The organism is Janthinobacterium rivuli (genome assembly GCF_009208735.1).
Lineage (GTDB): Bacteria > Pseudomonadota > Gammaproteobacteria > Burkholderiales > Burkholderiaceae_D > Janthinobacterium.
In genome coordinates this window covers 226,310-248,175 of sequence record NZ_WFLJ01000005.1, presented here as the reverse complement: position 1 = coordinate 248,175, position 21,866 = coordinate 226,310, and the positions used below count along the sequence as shown (strand labels likewise).

Sequence of the window (21,866 nt, the reverse complement as noted above, 5' to 3'; positions counted from 1 at the left end):
TACTCCTGCTGCAATGATTTTTATTGATGCCGCACAAGACGCTGCGGCTGTTTTTGTAACTATGTGTCGTGATTATCTCAGCAAACGTGGCTGCGCACAGGCTTATCGCAGGGCTTTTTTCAGGAAGGGCGCCGTGCGGCTGGCCCGTGTTTTCGCCACCTGCGCCGGCGTGCCGCTGGCCACGATGACGCCGCCGTCGTCGCCCGCGCCGGGGCCGATGTCGATGATCCAGTCGCTGGCGGCCAGCACGCGCATGTCGTGTTCGACGGTGATGACGGTGTTGCCGCCGGCCACCAGGGTATCGAGCTGGGCCAGGAGGCGGTCGATATCGGCCGGGTGCAGGCCCGTCGTGGGCTCGTCGAGGATGTACAGGGTGTCGCCCCGCTGGGGGCGCTGCAGCTCCGTCGCCAGCTTGACCCGCTGCGCTTCGCCGCCCGACAGTTCCGTGGCCGACTGGCCCAGCCGCAAATAGCCCAGGCCCACGTCGGCCAGCACGGACAAGGGGCGCTCCAGGGCCGCCTCGCCCGCGAAGAAGGCCAGCGCATCGTCGACCGTCAGTTGCAGCACTTGCGCGATATCCTTGCCCCGGTAATCGACGGTTAACGTTTCCGCGTTATAGCGCGTGCCCTGGCACACGGGGCAGGGGGTGTAGACGCTGGGCAGGAACAGCAGTTCCACCATGACCTGTCCCTCGCCTTCGCAGTTGGCGCAGCGGCCCTTGCCGAGGTTGAAGGAAAAGCGCCCCGCGTCGAAATGCCGGCGCCTTGCGGCCGGCGTGGCGGCAAACAGCTTGCGCACGTGGTCGAACAAGCCCGTGTAGGTCGCCAGGTTGGAGCGGGGCGTGCGGCCGATGGCTTTCTGGTCCACCGTCACGAGGCGACCGATGGCGTCCAGGCCGCCGGCGATGCGTCCGCCCGTGGGCGCCGCCGTCTGCGCCAGCGGCGACTCGTCGATCTCGTCCGTTGCCGTGCCCTGGCCCAGGGCGGCGCCCACCAGTTTCACCAGCGCCTGGCTGACGAGCGTGGACTTGCCCGAGCCGGACACGCCCGACACGCTGCACAGCACGCCCAGGGGAAAGCGCGCATCGAGGCCGCGCAGGTTGTTGCGCGTCACGCCGGCCACCTCCAGCCAGCCGGCGGGCGCGCGGGGCGTGCGTCGCGGCGGCGCTTCCTGCTTGAACAGGTAGCGCCGCGTCTGCGACTGCGCCACGGCGCGCAAGCCTGCGGGCGCGCCGCTGTAGAGGATTTTCCCACCATGCTCGCCCGCATGCGGGCCCACGTCGACGATCCAGTCCGCTTTGGCGATGACGTCCAGGTCGTGTTCGACGACAAACAGCGAGTTGCCGGCCGCCTTCAGACGCGCCAGCGCGCGCAGCAGCGCCTGCGTATCGGCAGGATGCAGGCCCGCCGACGGCTCGTCGAGCACGTAGACGACGCCAAACAGGCTCGAGCGCACCTGCGTGCCCAGCCGCAGGCGCTGCAATTCCCCCGGCGACAGCGTGGGCGTGCCGCGCTCGAGGCTCAGGTAGCCGAGCCCCAGGTCCAGCAGGACCTCCAGGCGGGCTCCCAGGTCTTGCGCGATGCGCTGCGCGACGATGGCCTTTTCCGGGTGCCGCTTGCCATCGCGCAGGCTGGCCTTGCCGTCCGCGTAGGGCGCCATCAGGGCCGCCAGCTCGGCCAGGCTGAGGCGCGACATGTCCGCGATATCGCGGCCGGCGAAGCGCACGCTCAGCGATTCCAGGCGCAGGCGCTTGCCGTGGCACAGGGAACAGGCGGCGCCCAGCATGTAGCGCGCCACGCGTTTTTTCATCTGCGCGCTGGGGCTGCTGGCGAACGTCTGCAGCACGTATTTGCGCGCGCCGGTGAACGTGCCCATGTAGCTGGGCGGCAGCTTGGCCTTGAGTGCCGCGCGGGTTTCCTGCGGCGTCAGGCCCGCATACACGGGCACCACCGGCTGCTCGTCCGTAAACAGGATCCAGTCGCGCAGTTGCCGCGGCAGCGCGCGCCATGGCGTATCGACGTCATGGCCCAGTGAGGTGAGGATGTCGCGCAAGTTCTGGCCATGCCAGGCCGTGGGCCAGGCGGCGACGGCCCGCTCGCGGATGCTCAGGCTGTCGTCCGGCACCATCGAGTGTTCCGTGACGGCATACACGCGGCCCAGTCCGTGGCAGGCGGGACAGGCCCCCTCCGCCGTATTGGGCGAGAACGATTCCGCGTACAGCAGTGCCTGGCCCTTCGGATAGTCGCCCGCGCGCGAATACAGCATGCGCAGCAGGTTGGACACGGTGGTGACGCTGCCGACCGACGAGCGCGTGCTGGGCGCGCCACGCTGCTGTTGCAGGGCCACGGCGGGCGGCAAGCCGTCGATGCGGTCCACCTCGGGCACGGCCATCTGGTGGAACAGGCGGCGCGCGTACGGCGAGACCGATTCCAGGTAGCGCCGCTGCGCTTCCGCATACAGCGTGCCGAAGGCCAGCGAGGACTTGCCCGAGCCGGACACGCCCGTAAACACCACCAGCGCATCGCGCGGGATGTCCACGTCCACGTTCTTGAGGTTGTGTTCGCGCGCGCCGCGCACGCTGACGTGGCCGGCCAGGGGGGCGGCGGACGATCGTTGTCGGGACATGGGTCGGCCTCATCGCTATAAAAGGCCATTCTGGCGCTTCTCCGCAGACTCTTCCGTTCCACCGCGCACACAAGCGCGTTGTGGGAGGACAATGCAGGTGGCAAAGAAAACGTTGTAAAATCAGCCATCTTCCACGGAAGCGCGCCATGACCGACCTTCTGCACGCCACGCCCGCCGCCATCGTCCAGGCCCAGCTCGACGCCTATAACGCCCACGACGTGCCCGCCTTGCTGGCCATCTATGCCGATGATGCACAGCAATTCCAGCATCCCGACACCTTGCTGGCCACGGGCAGCGCGCAAATCGCTTCCCGTTTCACGGCCCGCTTCGCCGCCAGCACACCGCGGGCGCAGTTGCTCAACCGCATCGCCTGCGGCAAGCTGGTGATCGACCATGAAATCGTGCATGGCGACACGGACGACGGCGTGTCGGCACAGGAGCTGGTGGCGACGTATGAAGTGGCGCAGGGACGCATCAGCCGTGCCTGGTTCAGCTTTGGCACCTTGACGCGCTTGCGCGTGGCGCTGCCTGCCGACGTGCCGGCCATGAATGCGCTGATCGCCCGCTCCGGCGTGACCCTGAGTGCGGGGTTTTATACGCCGGAACAAGCCGAGGCCGTGACGCGCCACGTGTTCGGCGTCGATACGCAGCTCGTTGCCGACCGGACGTATTTCGTCATCGAACGCGATGGCGCCATGCTGGCCTGCGGCGGCTGGAGCCGGCGCGCCACCCTGTATGGCGCCGACCGCGCCAAGAGCGGACCGGACCCGCTGCTCGATGCGGCCAGCCAGCCGGGCCGCATCCGCGCCTTCTTTGTCGAGCCCAGCGCCGCCCGCCAGGGCCTGGGCAGCATGCTGATGCGCCATTGCGAGCGCCAGGCGCTGGCGGCCGGTTTCAGTGCGCTGGAACTGGCCGCCACCTTGCCCGGCGTGCCGCTGTACCTGGCCAGCGGCTTTGCCGTGACCGCAGAGTTTCATCTGGACTTGCCCGATGACATCAAGCTGCCGCTGGCGCGCATGCACAAGCGGCTGTGATGCGGCGCTTTACCACGGCAGCGGCGCTTGCTCTCCGTTGGCGTGCTCGCCGTAGTACAGCGACGGCAGGAAACGCGACAGATAGGTAAATTCGCTGTAGCAATGGCGCAGCAGATTCAGGCCCAGCACGTCGGGCACGTCGCGCACGGGATTGAGGCTGTTGCGCCCTAGCAGGAAACGGCTGCGCAGCACGCAGCCCGTGGGCGTGTCGCGCGCCAGGTGCAGCATTTCGCCATCGAGCGGATCGCCGTTCGGGTCAAGCACGACGTAATCGCCAAAGCCGATGCGCGCGCAGATGGCGGCCGACAGGGCGCCGCTGTCCTGTGCCTGGCGCAGTTGCTGCGCATCAAACACGTCTTTCGGATCATGGAACTTCAGCTTGGCCTTCACGGGCGGAATGTCGCCCAGGGACTCCACCGCCTCGATCGAAGCGCCGTAGTAACGCTCTCCCTTTTTCCACGCGCTGTTCCAGCCGTGATGGGCCACGTGATCGTGCGGGTGCCACCACTTGATGTGCTGCGTCGTCTCGAAAAACGTAAACCACCAGTCCAGCATGCGCCCGCTGCAGCCGTGCAGTTCCGTGCGCGCCGCCACCAGCAGGCAGCCATTTTCCAGACGCGTGATGCCCGTTTCCAGGTGCAGGGGGAAGGGATCGAGCAAGTCACCCGTGCCGGTGATGCTCCATGGGAATTCAGTATGCGTGTAGCTCGTCATGTCGTTCTCCTTTGTTGAGGTGAACCAATTATATATTAAAGAAACGTTTTACGTTTCCTAAATGTGTTTCGGTGTAGAATTGCCCATCTATCAAGCTTGGAGACGGCATGCAGGAAGAAGAGAGCAAGGCCTTGCGCGGGCGAGGCCGTCCGGCGCGCCCGCCCGAAGAGGGGCGCGAAGCGGCCGTGCAGGCGGCCACCTGGCTGTTGCTGAACGAAGGCTATGCGGCCACGACCATGGAAGCGGTGGCGCGCCACGCGGGCATGGCAAAAAAGTCGCTGTATCAATATGCCGCCAACCGCGAGGAACTGGTTGCCCTGGTGGTGCGCGGCTGGACGGACGCTTTCCTGCCGGCCATGGCGCACGATGCGGCCGCGCCTGGCGAAGTACTGCCCTTGTTGAAAGAGATCTTGCAGACGGTGGCGGCGCGCGTGCTGACGGCGGACGCCGTGGGACTGTTCCGCCTGCTGTGCACGGAGTTTCCCGCCCGCGCGGACTTGCTGGCCGTGTATCAGCGCAACGGCATCGAGCGGGGCACGGCCCTGCTGGCCGACTGGCTGCAGCGCCAGGCGGCGCGCGGCCATCTGCTGCTGCCGGATGGGCAGGAGGTGGCCGGCCTGATGCTGGCCATGGTGATCGCCGAGCCGCTGCGGCAGATGGCGCTGGGCTTGCTGGCACCCGTGCCGGCCTGGGATGCCGCGCAGCGCATCGACGCGGCGCTGCGATTGCTGGGCGGACAGGCGTTCAAGGTGGCTGGTGCTTGAGCGCTTCGCGGCGGGTGAGGGTGGAGAGTTGCTGGCGGTGCGCGTTGGCAAAGGCCGTCACGGCCTCGGGCGCGTGGCGCGCATAATCGCGCAAGGCCCAGCCGATGGCCTTGCGGATGAAAAATTCGTCTTCATGGGCCAGCGCCAGGGCCGCGTCGAACAGCCAGGCGGCATCCGTGTCGGCGCGCCAGCCCAGCTGGTGCAGCATGGCGATGCGGCGCAGCCAGAAGTCCGCATGGCGCAGGGCGTCATCCATGTGCGCATGGCCGTCGCCGCCGCGCTGCCGTTCCGCCCTCAGCACCTCGCCGACGATGCCCGCCATGCCGTCCACGCTATCCCACCAGGCCCGCTCGCGCGCCAGCGCCAGCAGGGCGGGGATGTGTTTGATACCCAGCTGGCGCCGGTGCAGGGCCAGCATATCGAGCGCCACGTGCTGGTATTCGCGCTGCGGCTGTTGCCACAGCAGCTGCGCGTGTTCCAGCAGGGCATCGGCACCGATGCCCTTCAAGCCCGCCAGCAAGGCCTTGGCGGCCAGCCGCCGCTGCGGCGCCGCCACGCCCAGGAACACGAACTGGTCGCGCATATAGGCTTGCATGGGCGCCGCGCGGCTGGGGTCGGCAACCGCTTCCAGCGCGGCTTTCAGTTCTGCATGTAAATCCATCGCAACTCGCTTTTTGCAGGCGTAAAAAAAGCGCCCCGAAGAGCGCTCTTGTCCAGCCATCCAAACGGCTGATAGAAGCGTAGCGAGCGGCAGCGATTTGTGGCCGAGACGCGCAACCGTACGGATAGTACGGTGAGCATCGCAGGCCGCAAAGCGCGACGCGCAGTAGCTTAGATCAGGCGTTTTTACTGGATTTTGGCTTTCTTCATCAGTTCGTCGCGGTAGGCGGCGAGTTTCTTCTGTTGCAGCGACTCGGCCACCTGGCCCTTGACTTCTTCCAGTGCCGGCAACTTCGTCGGACGGGTTTCTTCCAGCTTGATCACGTGGAAGCCGAATTGCGATTGCACTGGCGTTTGCGTGACTTGGCCTGGTTTCAGGGCCACCATGGCGTCGGAGAATGGCTTCACGTAGGAAGCAGGGCTAGCCCAGTCCAGGTCGCCGCCATTGGCTGCCGAACCGTCTTTCGATACTTTTGCCAGTTCTTCGAACTTGGCGCCGCCTTTCAGCTTGGCGATGATGTCTTTCGCTTCCGCTTCGGTGGCCACCAGGATGTGGCGTGCATGGTATTCCTTGTCGCCGGCTTGCGCCTTGAACTTGTCGTACTCGGCCTTGATTTCAGCGTCCTTGACAGGGTTTTTCTTCACGTAGTCGGCCAGCAGGGCGTTGATGATGATGCTTTGACGGGCATTGTCGATCTGCGACTTGACTTCCGGACGCGTGCCGTAGCCTTGCTTGTCGGCTTCCTGGATCAGCACTTCGCGGCCGATCAGGTCTTTCTTGATGGCTTCGCGCAGTTGCGGCGAATCGGCTTGCTTGCCTTGGGCGACGACTTGCTTGACGACCTGGTCGACACGCGACGATGGGATGGCCTTGCCATTCACGGTGGCCACGTTTTGCGCGAACGCAGGGATCGCGACGACGGCGACCAGGGCTAAGATCAGGCGGGCTGGCTTCAAAATCATGTTCATTCCTAATAGATATACAAAAAGTTTGCGTCTGCCGTGCAGTGCGCATTCAGGCGCAGAATACACGACCGGCGCCGAAAAGGGCGCCGGGGAGGTCAGTTCTTACTGAACTTTCGCTTTTTTGATCATTTCTTCCTGATACGCTTGCAGTTTCTTTTGCTGCAGCGCTTCGGCGATCTGTGGTTTGACTTCTTCCAGGGTTGGCAGTTTTGCCGCGCGGGTGTCGTCCAGCTTGATCACGTGGAAACCGTTAGGCGTTTGCACCGGGGTGTCGGTGACCTGGCCTTTTTGCAGTTTCACGAAGGCGTCGGAGAACACTTTCGGGAAGGACGATGGTGCTGCCCAGTCCAGGTCGCCGCCGTTGTCGGCCGAGCCGGCATCTTTCGATTGCTTGGCCAGGTCTTCGAACTTGGCGCCGCCTTTCAGCTTGGCGATGATGTCTTTCGCTTCCGCTTCGGTGGCGACCAGGATGTGGCGCACATGGTATTCCTTGTCGCCGGTCTGGGCCACGAACTTGTCGTATTCCGCCTTGATTTCAGCGTCGTTGACAGGGTTCTTTTTCAGGTAATCGCCGACCAGGGCGTTGATGACGATGGCCTGGCGTGCGTTCTCGATTTGCTGCTTGACGGCTGCATCTTTACCGAAACCTTTGTTTTCCGCTTCTTGCATCAGCACTTCACGGCCGATCAAGTCTTTCTTGATCATTTCGCGCAGTTGCGGCGAATCCGGTTGCTGGCCTTGGGCGACGACTTGCTTGACGACTGCATCAACGCGCGACGATGGGATAGGCTTGCCATTAACAACGGCAACATTTTGCGCAAAAACAGGTACCGCGACAACGGCGAGTAGTGCGATCAGCAAGCGGGCTGGCTTAAAAGTCATTATTAAATCCTGTTAGGGAAAGTTTCGTAAAAAACGCATGGAAAGAAATCTATAACATGGCTCGGGTACGCCAAAAACGCCATCCTTATGCTACCTCGGACGGCGCCAATGCCACAATCGCCAATGCATGTATCTCATTATGCATCATATCGTGCACGGAATCATACACCAGTCGATGGCGCATGACGAGTCTGAGCCCCTCAAATTGACTAGAAATAATGCGCAGATTGTAATGGCCTCCGCCCGAGGCGGCGCCCGCATGGCCCCGGTGGCGCGCCGAGTCGTCTTCCAGCACGCATTCCAGAGGGGAAAGGGCTGTTTCCAGGCGGGTACGAATGCGCTGCATGCGCGTTTCCGGCGAAGTATTCTCGGTGGTGGTGCTCATCATGCGTCTTCCTTGATATGTTTGGCGAGGAACAGGGTTTGCGCCACGATGAAGGCAAAGAAGATGCCCGTCGCGCCAAACGCCTTGAAACTGACCCAGGCTGCCATGTCGCCCTTGTACAGCACGAAGGCGACGAACAGGTTCAGCGCGCCGATGGCGCCAAAGAAAATGATCCACGCGGCCAGCAGCTGGTTCCAGACGGCGTCCGGCAATTGCACTTGCGCTTCCATGGTCTTGCGGATCAGGTTTTTCTTGAATCCCACATGGGCGATCAACAGGGCCAGGCCGGACAGCCAGTAGATCAGGGTCGGCTTCCATTTCAGGAAGAAATCGTCATGCAGGTAGATGCTGGCGCCGCCGAACACGACAAAGATGAACAGCGACAGCCACAGCATGCCGTCGACCTTGCGTCCGCGCAGCAGCAGATAGCTGACCTGGCAAGCCGTGGCGACGATGCCGACGAGGGTGGCGAGTATCCACGGCGCCTGGTCGGCCTTGATCAGGCCGCCAGACACGAAGCCGGACAAATATTGCTGCACGAAATCGTGCGTGGCCGCTTCATACATGCCGCCCAGTTTAAAGGCGGCGAAGAAGGCGATCAGGGGGAAGAGGTCGAATAGAAATTTCATGGCGAGACTTTACACTGGTCTTATTAAAATCATCTTAGGAATGGCTTAGGAGCAAGTCCCAAGCCATTGCCAGCATCACGGCTGCGGGTCGAAGCGCAGCGAGGCCGAATTGATGCAATAGCGCAAGCCGGTCGGCGGCGGGCCGTCCGGGAAGACGTGGCCCAAATGGGCGTCGCAGACGGCGCAGACGATTTCCGTGCGCACCATGCCGTGGCTGCGGTCGACGATTTCCGTGACATTCGCCGGGTCGAGCGCCTGGAAATAGCTGGGCCAGCCGCAGCCCGAATCGAACTTCGTGTCCGAGGCAAATAGTGGCGTGTTGCAGCAGACGCAGGTGTAGACGCCGTGTTCATGGTGGTCCCAGAACTTGCCCGTGAAGGCCCGTTCCGTGGCCGCGTGGCGCGTGACTTCGTATTGCATCGAGTCGAGCATGGCACGCCATTCGGCGTCGGTTTTCTTGACTTTATTGGTGGTCATAATGACTCCTTAGGATGAGCAGCTGACTTCAAGGTGGCTGGCCCAGTCGGGCGGCAGGGCCGCATAGTGCTGGTGTTCGGGCTGTTCGTCAAATGGCTTTTGCAAAACGTCCAGCAATGTCGCCACTTCCGTGTAATCCTGCTGCTGGGCTTTTTCGATGGCTACTTGCGCCAGGTAGTTGCGCAGCACGTATTTCGGATTGACCCGGTTCATCGCCGCCTGGCGCTCGGCATCGACGCTGTGCTCCTGCAGCAGGCGCGCGCGGTATTGTGCCGCCCACGTATCGAAGGCGGGGCGGTCGATGAACATGTCGCGCAGCGCCGTGTCATGCTCGGGAGCAGCCACCTGCAAGGTCGCCAGCGCGCGGAAGAAGTTGGTGAAATCCACGTGATTGGCCTGCATCAGCGCAAACATGCTGTCGAACAGCGCCGTGTCGTCGTCCTCGCTCGTTTGCAAGCCCAGCTTGGCGCGCAGCAAGGCATTCATCTTGTCCGCAAACGCGGGCTGGTAGCTGTCCAGCGCCGCCTGCGCCAGTTCCACTTCGCCGATCAGCGGCAGCAGGGCCTGGCCCAGCGCATAGCAGTTCCAGTGACCCACCTGGGGCTGGTTGGAATACGAATAGCGGCCCTGCTGGTCCGTATGGTTGCAGATGTGCTCGGCGTCGAACGCTTCCATGAAGCCGAAGGGGCCGTAATCGAGCGTCAGGCCCAGGATCGACATATTGTCCGTGTTCATCACGCCATGCATGAAGCCCACGGCTTGCCACTGCGCAATCATGTGCGCCGTGCGCACGCACACTTCGGCCAGCAAGGCTTGATAGGGATTGGATGCGGCGCGCAAATGGGGATAAAAGCCGTCGATGACGTAATCGGCCAGGATTTTCAGCTCGTCCGGCTTCTTGCGGTAAAACCAGTGTTCGAACGAGCCGAAGCGCACGAAAGTGGGTGCCATGCGCGTCACCACGGCGGCCGTTTCCACCGTTTCGCGCATGATGCCTTGCTGCGAACCCATGATGGACAGCGCGCGCGAGGTGGGAATGCCCAGCGCCGCCATGGCTTCCGAGCACAGGAATTCGCGGATGGACGAGCGCAGCACGGCGCGCCCGTCGCCCATGCGCGAATACGGCGTGGCGCCGGCGCCTTTCAGCTGCAGCTCCATCGGACCGTGTTCGGTGGCGATATCGCCCAGCAAGATGGCGCGGCCATCGCCCAGCTGGCCGGCCCAGACGCCGAACTGGTGGCCCGAATACACGGCCGACAGGGGCAGGGAGCGCTCGGCAACCGTATTGCCGCTCAGCAGCTCGACGTAATCGGCTTGCGCCAGGCGCGCGGCATCGAGGCCGACCAGGCTCGCTGCCTGCGCGCTGGCGGCCACGAAATACGGGGCGGGCAGGGGCGTGGGCATCAAGCGCGTATAGAACGCGGGCGGCAAGGCCGCGAAGGCGTTATCCAGTGGTAAGGTATGAGCGGTGATGGCAATTCCATTCAAAAAATGGACCGGCAAGGTGCGCCAGCCTGGAAGGCGATTTTACCGCACGGCGACCAGGCGCGTGGCGCGGCGCCGGGCGCTTAAAAAACGGAATCAAAAATTCCATGCTGCAATGCAATATCGAAATCCGTTGACGATTTCCGCACGACCGTACGAAACTAAGGAAAGTCTGTCAATTCCAACAATAACCGAGTATCCAAACCAGGAGACACGATGTCGGCATTCCCCTTGAGTCCAGTGATGGGCCAGATGATGAATCAGCCCCTGCTGATTTCCAGCATTATCGAGTTTGCAGCGCGTCATTATGGGGGCAGCGAAATCATTTCGCGGCGCGTGGAAGGCGATATGCACCGCTACACCTACCGCGATTGCCACCAGCGCGCGCGCCGCCTGGCGAACGCCTTGCATGGCCTCGGCGTGGGCATGGGCGACCGGGTCGCCACCCTGGCCTGGAATGGCTACCGCCACCTGGAAGCATATTACGCCGTGTCCGGCTCGGGCGCCGTGCTGCACACCATCAATCCGCGCCTATTTCCCGACCAGATCGCCTACATCTCGAACCATGCCGAAGACCAGGTCTTGCTGTTCGATCTGACTTTCCTGCCCGTGGTGGAGAAAATCGCCGCCGACTGCACCTTCGTGCGCCATTTCGTCCTGATGTGCGACCGCGAGCGCATGCCCGCCAGCAGCAGCATCCCCGACCTGCTGTGCTATGAAGACTTGATCGCCACGCATTCCGACGATTACGCCTGGCCCCTGTTCGATGAAAATGCGGCCGCCACCCTGTGCTATACGTCGGGCACGACGGGCAATCCGAAGGGCGCCCTGTATTCGCACCGCTCGACCGTGCTGCACGCGTACGCGTCGGCCATGCCCAGCGCCCTGAACGTGCGCGCTTCGGACACCGTGCTGCCCGTCGTGCCCATGTTCCACGTGAACGCCTGGGGCTTGCCGTACTCCGTGCCCCTGTCCGGCGCGCGCATGGTGTTTCCCGGCGCGGCGCTGGACGGCAAGTCGCTGTACGAGCTGTTCGAGGCGGAAAAAGTGACGTTCTCGGCCGGCGTGCCCACCGTCTGGCTGGGCCTGCTGAACCATGCCTTGCAGAACAACTTGCAGTTTTCCACCTTCCGCCGCACGGTGATCGGCGGCGCCGCGTGCCCGCCCGCCATGATGGATACCCTGATCGACAAGTTCGACATCGAGGTCATCCACGCCTGGGGCATGACGGAAATGTCGCCGCTGGGCACGGCCGGCGGCTTGCAAACCAAGCACCTGGACTTGCCGAAGGACGAGCAGCGCAAGATACTGCAAAAGCAGGGCCATGCCATCTACGGCGTGGACATGAAGATCGTCGACGACGACGGCAAGGAATTGCCGTGGGATGGCGTCGCCTACGGCCATCTGCTGGTGAAAGGGCCGTGGATCATCTCGTCGTACTACAAGAACGAGGGCGGCGAGGTGCTGCAGGATGGCTGGTTCCCCACGGGCGACGTGGCCACCATCGACGCCGACGGTTACATGCAGATCACGGACCGCAGCAAGGATGTGATCAAGTCGGGCGGCGAGTGGATCGGCACCATCGACCTGGAAAACCTGGCCATGGCCCACCCGGCCGTGCTGCAGGCGGCCTGTATCGGCGTGTTCCACCCGAAATGGGATGAACGGCCCGTGCTCGTCGTGGTGTTGCGTCCCGGCATGACGGTCACGCGCGACGCCTTGCTGCAGTTCTTCGAGGGCAAGATCGCCAAGTGGTGGACGCCGGACGACGTGCTGTTCATCGACGCCTTGCCCATGGGCGCGACGGGCAAGATCCAGAAGAACAAGCTGCGCGAGCAGTTCAAGGGGCACCAGCTGCCGGGCATGTAGACCAGCCTAGGCCGCTTGCGGCAGCGCCGACCCCAGCTTTTCCAGCAAATGATCGCACTGGAACACGGACAGGGTCTGGCGCTGCGCCTCCGTGCCGATATCGATCATTTCATCCATTTCGCTGCGCAAGTCGTCATGCGCTCCCGTGCGGATGATTTGCGGCGCCGCAAAGCGCTGGCTGTCGGAAATCGTCATGATGTTGTCGACATGGTCGACGAGGAAGCCGTAGCGCTCGGCGCCCCGTTCCACGATCAGGATCTTGCCCGCGCTGGCGTCCGCCAGGGGTTCCATCGCATACAACTGGCGCAAGTCGATGATGCTGATCATTTGCTGGCGTAAATTCAGCATGCCGCGCATGCAGGCCGGCATGCCCGGCGGCGTGGTGATGGCGCCGCTGAAATCGATGATTTCGCGTACTTGCCCGATTTCCACGGCGAAGCGGGTTTCCACCGTAAACGTGATGTAGACGCGGCGTTGCGTCTGGCGCGTGGCGGCACTGGCCGTTTCCGTGTCGGCCGGATACAGGCGCTTGTGGCCGTCGCGCATCTCGACGATCTCGGCCTGCGACAGGATGCCCTTGTGGTCGAGGAAAATGATATCGCCCAGGCCTTCTTTCGTGATGCAGCCGGCAAACATGGCGGCGCGCGCCTTGCTCAGCAGGGGAATCGGCAACACTTCGTCGCCAAAGAAATGCACGATGCTGTCGACGGAGTCGACGAGGAAGCCCACGCTCGTGTCATCGAGGCGCACGACGATGACGCGCTGCTCGCCGGTCGCCTGCTTGCCGGACCTGGCCGCCTGCAGCAGGGCGCCGAAGTCGACGACGGCCACCTGGCTGCCGCGGAAATGCATGCGCCCCAGGCACAGTTCGCTATTCAGCAGGGAGCTGTGCAGTTCAGGCACCCGGATGATTTCCTGAATGGCCAGCATTTCGAAGGCAAACGTGGCGCCGGCCGCATGGAAACTGACGCACTGCCGGCGTTCGCTTTGCGCATGGTAGCGGGCCGTGCTCAGTTTGGCGCCCGTCGCCCGCAGGGCCAGCACGTGGGGCACGTTTTCGATGCGCAGCAGGGCGTGCGGGTCGAGCACCTGCAGCAGGCGCGCGCCGCCATCGAGCAGGATCGTGCCGGCGATGACGGCGTGGCTGTCGCCGGCCGCATACTGCAGGGCGCTGCGGGCGCTGGCGGGCACGCGCAGGATTTCGCCCGTGTCCTGGAAGACGATGCCGATCAGCACGTGCTGGAAGTCGAGGATGGCGATCTTGTCCGTGGCCACGGCGCGCGGCGCATCGGCGCGGAACAGCCGCCCGAGGTTGACCACCGGAATGACGCTGCCGCGCAAGGTGAACATGCCTTCCAGATACGCGGGCGACAGGGGCAGGGCGGTGACTTTGGCGGGGTAATTGACGACTTCGCGGATGCAACTGGCGGGCAGGGCGAATTCATCGTCGCCCAGGTGGAAGGAGCCGAACAGTTCGGTGGCCGTGTCGCTGGCGCCTTCTTCATGCATATCCATAGAGGCCTTCCTTGCGTGGAATCAAATCGGGTGGCGCCACCACATCGGTGACGACATAGCTGTGCTTGGCGCAATCGATCAGCAACTGGCGCCCGTGACGGCCGCCCAGCGCGCAAAAGCTGACGCGCAAGCCGCACTGGTCCAGGTATTTTTGCGCCGCTTGCGCGTTTTGCCGGCCCACCTGCAGGCGCCCATGGCCATTCGGGGGGCCAAACATGCTGGCGCCGCCCGCCAGCACCACGTCGATGTCGGGGTAATCGGCCTGGCGCACGCCCATCAGGCGCAGCAGCGAGGGCACGGCCTGGCTCACATAGCGTGCATTCGGGATGCCAGGCGCGCTGTCGGCGTCGGGCGCTTCCGGCAGCAGGCAGTGGGCCAGGCCGCAGCAGGGACCGTTCTTCCAGAGGAAGCCGATGCCGATGCAGGAGCCGAGCAAGGCTTGCAACTGCTCGCCATGCGAGCCCACGCTGAGTTGCCCCATGCCGACATGTTGCAGCGGCAGGCCATGCTCGATGATGATGCTCATGCGGTACCCGCCTTATAAATCATGGGAAACTCGAATTGGTAGCCGGTGCTGAGGCGCGCGATGGTTTCCGATTCGCCCAGGATCAGCCGGCCCTCGTCCTTGAGGCTCAGGCGTGCCTGGCGCAGCACGGTTTCCTGGTGCTCGGCGTCGAAATAAATGAGCACGTTGCGCAGGAAGACCAGGTCGAAGCGCTGGGCCGGGCGCAGCGCGTCGAGCAGGTTGTGCTGGGCAAAGCTGACGTGCTGGCGCAATTCCTCGTTGACCTTGACGCCATACGGCGCGGGTGTGAAATATTTGCGCAGCAAGTCCGGGTGCGACAGGCGGATGCGCTCGACGGAGCGGCCGCTGTACTGGCCGGCCCGCGCCGCACCGAGGATCTGCTGCGAAATGTCGCTGGCCAGGATCTGGTAGCGGAAAGCGGGCGCCTGCAGCTTGAATTGCTCGCACAGCATGGCGATCGAATACAGTTCTTCTCCACTGGCCGCGGCCGCCGACCAGATGGCCAGGCAGCCGTCCGGATGGGCGCGGGTCCAGGTGGGCAGGTAGCGGTCGCGGAAGTAATCCCAGATGGACGGCGTGCGGAAGAACAGGGTGTCGTTGGTGGTCACCAGGTCGATGAAATGGGCCACCTCGTCGCGGTCGCTGGCCACGCGCTCCAGGTAGGCCTGGTAGCTGTGCAGGGACAGCGCCTGCAGCCGTGGCTGCAAGCGCCGCTCCAGCAAGACGCTCTTGCGCGCCGTCATGGCGATGCCCGTATGCTGGCGCACCAGCGCGATCAGGGTCGTCAGCACCTCGGGCGTCAAGGTGGCCGCATGGTTCATGGCCTACACCACGAAGCCGGAGACAGTCTGGTTCAGGCTGCCTGCGCGCTCGTTCAAGCCATCCGTCGAGCGGGCGATGCTGTCGCAGTTGGCGGCCGACTTTTCCGTTTCCTCGGCGATGTACTGGATGGCCGTCGACACTTCGCGGGCCGTCAGCAGCTGCTCGTTGGCCGCCTTCGAGATATCGGAGATGGCCAGGGTGGTCTTCGCCACGCCCGAGACGATCTTGTCGAAGGCGTCGCTGGCCTGGCGGGAGATTTCGCTGCCCGTCGAGACGCGCTTGACGGATTCGTTGATCAGCTTGGAAATTTCCTTGGTCGCTTGCGAGGAGCGCTCGGCCAGCTTGCGCACCTCGTCGGCGACGACGGAAAAGCCCAGGCCGTGCTCGCCCGCGCGTGCCGCCTCGATGGCCGCATTGAAGGCCAGCATGTTCGTCTGGTTGGCGATTTCGCTGATGACCTTGACGATTTCGCCGATGTCTTCCGAGGAGCGGTTGATCAAGTCCATCGCCTCGATCGACTTGGCGACGGCGCGCGCGCCCGCTTCCGCTTCCTGCTGCGTGGCTTTCGCCAGGAAGTCGGCGTTCGAGGTGTTTTCCGCGATGGAATTGATGGAAAAGGTCAAGCCGTCGATGGAGGCGTTCATTTCTTCCACCGTGGCGCCCAGCGCCTGCGTGCCCACGGCCACGCCCGTGGCCCGTTCGGCGATCGCGTGCGAGGCGTCGGCGAAGCCGTTGGCGGCCGACACCACGTTGCCGATCACGCCGCGCAAGTCGCCGATCATCTTGCTGATGCCGCCCGCCAGCAGGTCGATCGGCTCGTCGCCCTCGGGCACGATCTTGCACGTCAGGTCGCCTTGCGCCGCGCGCGCCACCGAGTCGAGCAGGGCATTGACCTTGCGGCTGTCGTTGGCGGCCTTGGACTGGATGCTGTTTTCCAGGTTCACCTGGTCCGTGATGTCGATGGCGAACTTGACCACCTTGTACGGCTTGCCGTTGAGGTCCAGGATGGGGTTGTAGGTGGCCTGTATCCACACCACCTTGCCATGGTTGCCCAGGCGCTTGTAGCGGCCCGCGTCGAATTCGCCCCGGTTGAGCTTTTGCCAGAATTTCTTGTACTCGGCGCTGCCCGCATACTCGGCCTCGCAGAACATGCGGTGGTGCTCGCCCTGGATGTCGCTCAAGTCATAGTCCATGACGGCGAGGAAATTGTCGTTCGCATCGAGCACCTTGCCCTGCATGTCGAACTCGATCACGGCCTGCGCCTTGCCGATGGCGCTGACCTTGCCTTCGTATTCGGCGTTGCGCTTTTTCAGGGCCGTCACGTCGCTGGCGAACTTGACCACCTTGAAGGGCCGGCCTTCCGCGTCGAAAATGGGGTTGTACGAGGCATTGAGCCAGATTTCGCGGCCATCCTTGGTGACGCGCTTGTATTCGCCCGCGTCGAACTGGCCTTGCCCCAGCTTGTGCCAGAACTGCGCGTACTCCTCGCTGTTGGCGTAGTCGGGCAGGCAAAACATGCGGTGGTGCTTGCCCTTGATCTCGTCGAGCGTGTAGCCGACGGACTTGAGGAAATTGTCGTTGGCGTCGAGGATGGTGCCGTCGAGGCGGAACTCGATCACGGCCTGGGCCTTGCTGATGGCGTCGATCTTGCCTTCGTAATCGGCATTGCGGCGCTTGCTGGCGGTGATGTCGGTGGCAAACTTGATGACTTTATACGGCTTGCCATCCGCGTCGAGGATGGGGTTGTAGGAAGCGTTGATCCACACTTCGCGACCATCCCTGGCGCGGCGATTGTATTCGCCCTGGTCGAACTCGCCACGGCCCAGTCTGGCCCAGAAGTCGGCGTATTCGGCCGTTTTCACATATTCGGGGTCGCAGAAGATGGCATGGTGCTTGCCTTGCACTTCGGCCAGGGTATAGCCGACGACGCGCAGGAAATTATCATTCGCATGCAGGATGGTGCCATCGAGTTCAAACTCGATGACGGCCTGGACACGGTTTAATGCAGTATTTATCGCTTGTAAGTCCAGATCCTGGGAGTGGCTGACATGGCTGGCTGCGTCCATCATATTTCCTTCGGTGTGAGAAGAGGAAGGGGAGCGATAAGGCTGCTGTTATTATTTTTTCTGCTATCCATATAAGGCAGCGATGTTATTGCCTCGGTCGATATCGGGTGACAATCGGTGAGAATGTGCGCGATGAACGGCCGCGCATGTTTGCCCTGCGGTGTGCCTTATAGTGGATAAATTGTAGAGTATTGATTTGAATCAACAATTTTATTATTCCTCAGCATATGGCGAAAAACAAGGGGCGGGAATAAATAATGTAAAAACTGTCGTAATTGGCCCTTGCCGGCATATAACAAACGCATTCTTTCGCATAATAAAACGCCGTTATTATTATTGTAGTTTTATTATTTAAATGAATATGCAAGTGATAGCTTCTACTGGCGCCGGCCGATTGCAGCAGAATCTTTTCATAAACGATGTTGTACCATGGCGTACCATGCTGGCGCCCGGGCGCACGCGACAAAAATAATACGAGCGTTCTTTTATGCGGTATAGTGCAGCTTCATCCCTTGCAACCACCTCATATGTTGAGTAAAACCAATAAGGAAGAGACATGAGTGCTGAATATCAAGTGAACGGCGCCGTTGCCGTCATTACCCTGACTAATCCGCCCGTCAATGGCCTGGGCCTGGCGACGCGCACTGCCGCCGTGGCCGGCATCCGCCAGGCGCTGGCGGACGAGGCCGTTAAAGCCATCGTCATCACGGGCGCCGGCAAGGCCTTTTCGGGCGGCGCCGATATCAAGGAATTCAATTCGCCCAAGGCGCTCACGGAACCGACTCTGCACACCCTGATCAACGTGGTCGAACAGTCGACCAAGCCTGTCGTGGCGGCCATCCACAGCGTCTGCATGGGTGGCGGCCTGGAGCTGGCGCTGGGCTGCAACTACCGCGTGGCCGCGCCGGGCGCGCAGATGGCCTTGCCTGAAGTCAAGCTCGGCATCTTGCCGGGAGCGGGCGGCACGCAGCGCCTGCCGCGTGTGCTGGGCCTGGAAATGGCCCTCAACATGATCGTCTCCGGCACGCCCGTGGCGTCCGAGAAACTGGCCGGCACGGCCCTGTTCGATGAAGTCATCGCACCCGGCGCCGACCTGCTGGCCGCCGCCGTCGCCTTCGCCACGAAAGTGGCCGACGTGCGCCCGCTGCCGAAAGTGCGCGAGCGCAAGGTCGACTACCCGAACCACGAAGCGTTCCTGCAGTTTTCGCGCAATACCGTGAAAGCCATGTCCGGCCCGTTCCCCGCACCGCTGAAATGCGTCGATGCCGTGGCGGCCGCCGTGACGATGAAATTCGACGATGGCTTGAAGTACGAGCGTGAACTGTTCATGCAGCTGGTGCAGTCGCCTGAATCGAAAGCCTTGCGCCACGCCTTCTTTGCCGAGCGCGTCGCCAGCAAGGTGCCCGACGTACCGTCCGACACGCCCGTGCGCAGCATCGCCAGCGCGGCCATCGTCGGCGCCGGCACCATGGGCGGCGGCATCGCCATGAATTTCGCCAACGCGGGCATTCCCGTGACCCTGCTGGAAACGAAGCAGGAAGCGCTGGACAAGGGCCTGGCCACCATCCGCAAGAATTACGAGAACACGGTCAAGAAGGGCAAGCTGACGCAAGAGAAGGCCGAGCAGCGCATCGCGCTCGTTTCCGGCACGTTGGCCTATGCCGATATCGCGCAAGCGGACATCGTCATCGAAGCCGTCTTCGAGGAGCTGGGCGTCAAGGAGGCCGTGTTCAAACAGCTCGACGCCGTCATGAAGCCGGGCGCCATCCTCGCCTCGAACACCTCGACACTGGACCTGGACAAGATCGCCGCGTTCACCCAACGCCCGCAAGACGTGATCGGCACGCATTTCTTCAGCCCGGCCAACGTCATGAAGCTGCTGGAAATCGTCCGTGGCAAGGAAACAGGCAAAGACGTGCTGGCCACCGCGCTGGCGCTGTCGAAAAAGCTGAAGAAGACGGGCGTCGTGTCGGGCGTGTGCGACGGCTTCATCGGCAACCGCATGATCGAGCAATACAGCCGCCAAGCCGGTTTCCTGCTGGAAGAAGGCTGCCTGCCGGAACAGGTCGACAAGGCGGTCGAGAAATTCGGCTTCGCCATGGGCCCGTTCCGCATGGGCGACCTGGCCGGCAACGACATCGGCTGGGCCATCCGCAAGCGCCGCTACGTGGAAAAACCGGAAGTGACGTATTCGAAGACGGCAGATTTGCTGTGCGAACTGGGGCGTTACGGCCAGAAGACGGGCGCCGGCTGGTACGACTACAAGCCGGGCGACCGCAAGGCGTATCCGTCGGAGCAGGTCAACGCCATGATAGTCCAGCACTCCGCCGACATCGGCGTGGCGCGGCGCAAGATCAGCGACCAGGAAATCGTCGAACGGCTCGTATATGCGCTGGTCAATGAAGGCGCGCGCATCCTCGAAGAGGGCATCGCCCTGCGCGCGTCGGACATCGACATGGTGTACTTGACGGGCTACGGCTTCCCGCTGTTCCGCGGCGGCCCCATGTTCTACGCGGACACGGTCGGCTTGCCGAACGTGCTCGATACGATTGCCGGCTATGCCAAAGGCCGCCACGGCGAAGCGTGGACGCCGGCGCCCCTGCTGGTGAAACTGGCGGGCGAGGGCAAGGGTTTCAATAGCTGATTGATGCGCGCTGAATGCAAAAGGGCAGATTTCTCTGCCCTTTTTTTATTTCTTCTTTGCCACCATCTTGATGGCCTCGTTGACGATGACGGGGTTGTCCTTCTGGATGTAGTAGCCGGCGCCCGTGATGCGCTCGATGGCTGGCGCGCCGGACAGACGCTGCCAATCCTTTTCCTGGGCCCGCACCACGTTTTCAAATGAGCCCATTTCCTCGATGCCGAACTTGTCGCGCACCAGCAGCATGGCGGGCACGCGCAGCGGGCTGGCCATGTCCACATGTTGCAGGCATTGTGTCTGGGCATCGAATTCGGCCGATTCCACACTATTGAACATCAGCTTGCGCCGCGTCTTCACGAGCATGGCGTAGGTCGAGGCGTCCGTCTGCAGGCGGTTCCATTGCTGCGGGTGCGTGGGATCGAGCAAGACCAGGCCGGCCACGTCCTGCGGGTACAGCTTCGCATACACATACTGGTACAGCCCGCCCAAGCCATGGCCGACCAGCACATACGGCGGCGTCAAGCCCGCTTGGGCCAGCAGGGCACGCTGCTGCGCCGCGATGGTGCACGGGTCGCGCGGCGTGGTGGTTTTTTTGCTGTCGCCGTAGCCGGGACGGTCGTACACGAGCACGCGGTGCTGTCTGGCCACTTCGGGCACCACCGTGGCCCACACATCCTTGGCGTCGCCCATGGCCGACTGGAAGACCACGGGCAAGCCGCCCTGGCCGCTCACGGTGTAGGCGATGCTGGCGTCGGGCAGGGCGGCCGTGGCCGGCACGCCGGGCATGACCGGGGTCGATGGCAACAGGGAGCAGCCTGCCAGCAGCAAGCCGGCGCTGGAGAGGAGCATGGTGCGCGCGGGGCGTGCGACGAATAGATGATGCATGAAACTCCTTCTTGGTGCACGGACCGGGGACCGGTATGGCTTGGCAGCCATTATAGGCAAATCGTCACGAAGTGGAAATGCCGAACAGAGGGGGATTTCCCGTCCTGTCAGCCGGCGTCGGCGCGATGGCAGACGGCTTCGATGCGGTTGCCGTCCGGATCGAACAGAAAGGCCGCGTAATAGCTGGCGTGATAGTGGCGCAGGCCGGGCGCGCCCTGGTCGATGCCGCCATGCGCCAGCCCCGCATGCCAGAACGCTTCCACGGCCGCGCGCGAGGGAGCTTTGAAGCAGCAATGGCGACGCGGCGCGTCGTCGGGCTTCGTGCCCAGGCGCACGGAAAAGTAGCTGCGCTCGGGATGTTCCGCATCGCTGCGCTCGCCGTAGCCTATCCACGCGTTGGCATGGTCGCTGCCAACCTTGGGCACGTCCAGCGCGACGAAGATGGCGTCATAGAAGCGTTCGGCGCGTGCCAGGTCGCTGACGGTGAGAGAGACATGATCGAGCATCGGCATTCCGCTGTGAAAACAAGGAAGGCCATAGCATAGCCCGGATCAGGGCGGCCGTGGGCGGGAGTGACCGAGTGATACTGCCGGTGGCCGACTGCCGGTTAAGGGCGGCCGGCGAGCCGGCTTACGATGCTGCGGCTGAGCAGTTGCACGCGGGGCGCGAACAGCATCACGGCGCAGAAGGCCACGGGCCAGGCGGCGAAGAAGGCATGGCGCCAGCGGGGCAGGAAGTCGGCTTGCAGGCCGATATTGAGCCAGGTGACCCAGGCGCTCATCAGCAAGGTCATGACCAGCGACATCAGGAAGGCAAATACGCAGCGCAAGCGCAGGGCTTCGGACATGGGGTACTTTCAAAATGGTAAGAATAGGCAGCGTAACGACTTGCAGCAATCTATACTAGAGCCATATTTTTAAT

20 protein-coding genes are annotated in these 21,866 nt (G+C 63.0%); 4 read left to right on the top strand and 16 right to left on the bottom strand.

Going from position 1 to position 21,866, the window contains the following annotated elements; genetic code table 11:
• Nucleotides 1-102: 102 nt before the first annotated feature.
• The gene (locus GCN78_RS08740; protein WP_152251353.1) at nucleotides 103-2,625 is read right to left on the bottom strand and encodes an excinuclease ABC subunit UvrA; all 2,523 of its coding nucleotides are present in this window, start codon (nucleotides 2,623-2,625) and stop codon (nucleotides 103-105) included.
• A 146-nt stretch (nucleotides 2,626-2,771) separates the two neighbouring features.
• Between GCN78_RS08740 and GCN78_RS08735 the strand changes: the two genes are divergently transcribed.
• Nucleotides 2,772-3,659, top strand: coding sequence for a GNAT family N-acetyltransferase (locus tag GCN78_RS08735; RefSeq protein WP_152251352.1), 888 nt, complete (start codon nucleotides 2,772-2,774; stop codon nucleotides 3,657-3,659).
• Nucleotides 3,660-3,668: 9 nt separating this feature from the next.
• On the opposite strand, the gene GCN78_RS08730 is transcribed toward GCN78_RS08735, so the two are convergent.
• Complete coding sequence (locus tag GCN78_RS08730; RefSeq protein WP_193316666.1) at nucleotides 3,669-4,373, bottom strand: DAPG hydrolase family protein; 705 nt, start codon at nucleotides 4,371-4,373, stop codon at nucleotides 3,669-3,671.
• Nucleotides 4,374-4,480: 107 nt separating this feature from the next.
• Here GCN78_RS08730 and GCN78_RS08725 point away from each other — a divergent pair, with 107 nt between their 5' ends.
• Nucleotides 4,481-5,137: a TetR/AcrR family transcriptional regulator gene (locus GCN78_RS08725; RefSeq protein WP_152251351.1), complete on the top strand. Its 657-nt coding sequence runs from the start codon at nucleotides 4,481-4,483 to the stop codon at nucleotides 5,135-5,137.
• On the opposite strand, the gene GCN78_RS08720 is transcribed toward GCN78_RS08725, so the two are convergent.
• The 7 genes from GCN78_RS08720 to GCN78_RS08690 all read right to left on the bottom strand — a co-directional run bounded on the left by GCN78_RS08720 (nucleotide 5,118) and on the right by GCN78_RS08690 (nucleotide 10,540).
• Complete coding sequence (locus tag GCN78_RS08720; protein ID WP_152251350.1) at nucleotides 5,118-5,798, bottom strand: DNA alkylation repair protein; 681 nt, start codon at nucleotides 5,796-5,798, stop codon at nucleotides 5,118-5,120. The genes GCN78_RS08725 and GCN78_RS08720 overlap by 20 nt on opposite strands.
• Nucleotides 5,799-5,983: 185 nt before the next feature.
• Entirely contained in the window at nucleotides 5,984-6,760 is a 777-nt protein-coding gene (locus GCN78_RS08715) for a peptidylprolyl isomerase (RefSeq protein WP_034756072.1), read from the bottom strand.
• Nucleotides 6,761-6,865: 105 nt separating this feature from the next.
• Nucleotides 6,866-7,645 carry a peptidylprolyl isomerase gene (locus GCN78_RS08710; protein ID WP_131686481.1) on the bottom strand — a complete coding sequence of 260 codons (780 nt, stop codon included), beginning with the start codon at nucleotides 7,643-7,645 and terminating at the stop codon, nucleotides 6,866-6,868.
• An 85-nt stretch (nucleotides 7,646-7,730) separates the two neighbouring features.
• Nucleotides 7,731-8,033, bottom strand: a complete 303-nt coding sequence (locus GCN78_RS08705; RefSeq protein ID WP_226939537.1) for a BolA family protein — start codon at nucleotides 8,031-8,033, stop codon at nucleotides 7,731-7,733.
• Nucleotides 8,030-8,659 (bottom strand): septation protein A, encoded by a 630-nt coding sequence (locus GCN78_RS08700; RefSeq protein ID WP_046682773.1) that lies wholly within the window; start codon nucleotides 8,657-8,659, stop codon nucleotides 8,030-8,032. Before GCN78_RS08700 ends, GCN78_RS08705 begins: the two co-directional genes overlap by 4 nt.
• A 75-nt stretch (nucleotides 8,660-8,734) precedes the next feature.
• A complete protein-coding gene (msrB, locus tag GCN78_RS08695) occupies nucleotides 8,735-9,136 on the bottom strand; it encodes a peptide-methionine (R)-S-oxide reductase MsrB (protein ID WP_034756083.1) in 402 nt (133 codons plus the stop codon).
• A gap of 9 nt (nucleotides 9,137-9,145) precedes the next feature.
• Nucleotides 9,146-10,540 (bottom strand): protein adenylyltransferase SelO, encoded by a 1,395-nt coding sequence (locus GCN78_RS08690; RefSeq protein WP_461419036.1) that lies wholly within the window; start codon nucleotides 10,538-10,540, stop codon nucleotides 9,146-9,148.
• A 297-nt stretch (nucleotides 10,541-10,837) separates the two neighbouring features.
• Between GCN78_RS08690 and GCN78_RS08685 the strand changes: the two genes are divergently transcribed.
• Nucleotides 10,838-12,490, top strand: coding sequence for a 3-(methylthio)propionyl-CoA ligase (locus tag GCN78_RS08685; protein ID WP_152251349.1), 1,653 nt, complete (start codon nucleotides 10,838-10,840; stop codon nucleotides 12,488-12,490).
• Between the two features lie 6 nt (nucleotides 12,491-12,496).
• Here GCN78_RS08685 and GCN78_RS08680 read toward each other — a convergent pair whose 3' ends face one another.
• Genes GCN78_RS08680 through GCN78_RS08665 form a run of 4 tightly spaced genes read right to left on the bottom strand, consistent with a single transcriptional unit; the run spans nucleotide 12,497 to nucleotide 17,419 of the window.
• Complete coding sequence (locus GCN78_RS08680; protein WP_226939536.1) at nucleotides 12,497-14,005, bottom strand: chemotaxis protein CheW; 1,509 nt, start codon at nucleotides 14,003-14,005, stop codon at nucleotides 12,497-12,499.
• Complete coding sequence (locus tag GCN78_RS08675; protein ID WP_152251348.1) at nucleotides 13,992-14,531, bottom strand: chemotaxis protein CheD; 540 nt, start codon at nucleotides 14,529-14,531, stop codon at nucleotides 13,992-13,994. The genes GCN78_RS08680 and GCN78_RS08675 overlap by 14 nt, the downstream gene beginning before the upstream one ends.
• Complete coding sequence (locus GCN78_RS08670) at nucleotides 14,528-15,352, bottom strand: CheR family methyltransferase (RefSeq protein ID WP_152251347.1); 825 nt, start codon at nucleotides 15,350-15,352, stop codon at nucleotides 14,528-14,530. Before GCN78_RS08670 ends, GCN78_RS08675 begins: the two co-directional genes overlap by 4 nt.
• Nucleotides 15,353-15,355: 3 nt before the next feature.
• Nucleotides 15,356-17,419: a methyl-accepting chemotaxis protein gene (locus GCN78_RS08665; RefSeq protein ID WP_152251346.1), complete on the bottom strand. Its 2,064-nt coding sequence runs from the start codon at nucleotides 17,417-17,419 to the stop codon at nucleotides 15,356-15,358.
• Between the two features lie 556 nt (nucleotides 17,420-17,975).
• On the opposite strand from GCN78_RS08665, the gene GCN78_RS08660 reads away from it, so the two are divergent.
• Nucleotides 17,976-20,063, top strand: coding sequence for a 3-hydroxyacyl-CoA dehydrogenase NAD-binding domain-containing protein (locus GCN78_RS08660; RefSeq protein ID WP_152251345.1), 2,088 nt, complete (start codon nucleotides 17,976-17,978; stop codon nucleotides 20,061-20,063).
• Nucleotides 20,064-20,108: 45 nt separating this feature from the next.
• Here GCN78_RS08660 and GCN78_RS08655 read toward each other — a convergent pair whose 3' ends face one another.
• From GCN78_RS08655 to GCN78_RS08645, 3 genes are all read right to left on the bottom strand, one after another.
• Complete coding sequence (locus GCN78_RS08655) at nucleotides 20,109-20,945, bottom strand: alpha/beta fold hydrolase (RefSeq protein ID WP_193316664.1); 837 nt, start codon at nucleotides 20,943-20,945, stop codon at nucleotides 20,109-20,111.
• Nucleotides 20,946-21,052: 107 nt separating this feature from the next.
• Complete coding sequence (locus tag GCN78_RS08650) at nucleotides 21,053-21,457, bottom strand: VOC family protein (RefSeq protein ID WP_226939535.1); 405 nt, start codon at nucleotides 21,455-21,457, stop codon at nucleotides 21,053-21,055.
• Nucleotides 21,458-21,552: 95 nt separating this feature from the next.
• Nucleotides 21,553-21,792 (bottom strand): DUF2798 domain-containing protein, encoded by a 240-nt coding sequence (locus tag GCN78_RS08645; RefSeq protein WP_152251342.1) that lies wholly within the window; start codon nucleotides 21,790-21,792, stop codon nucleotides 21,553-21,555.
• Nucleotides 21,793-21,866 lie beyond the last annotated feature (74 nt).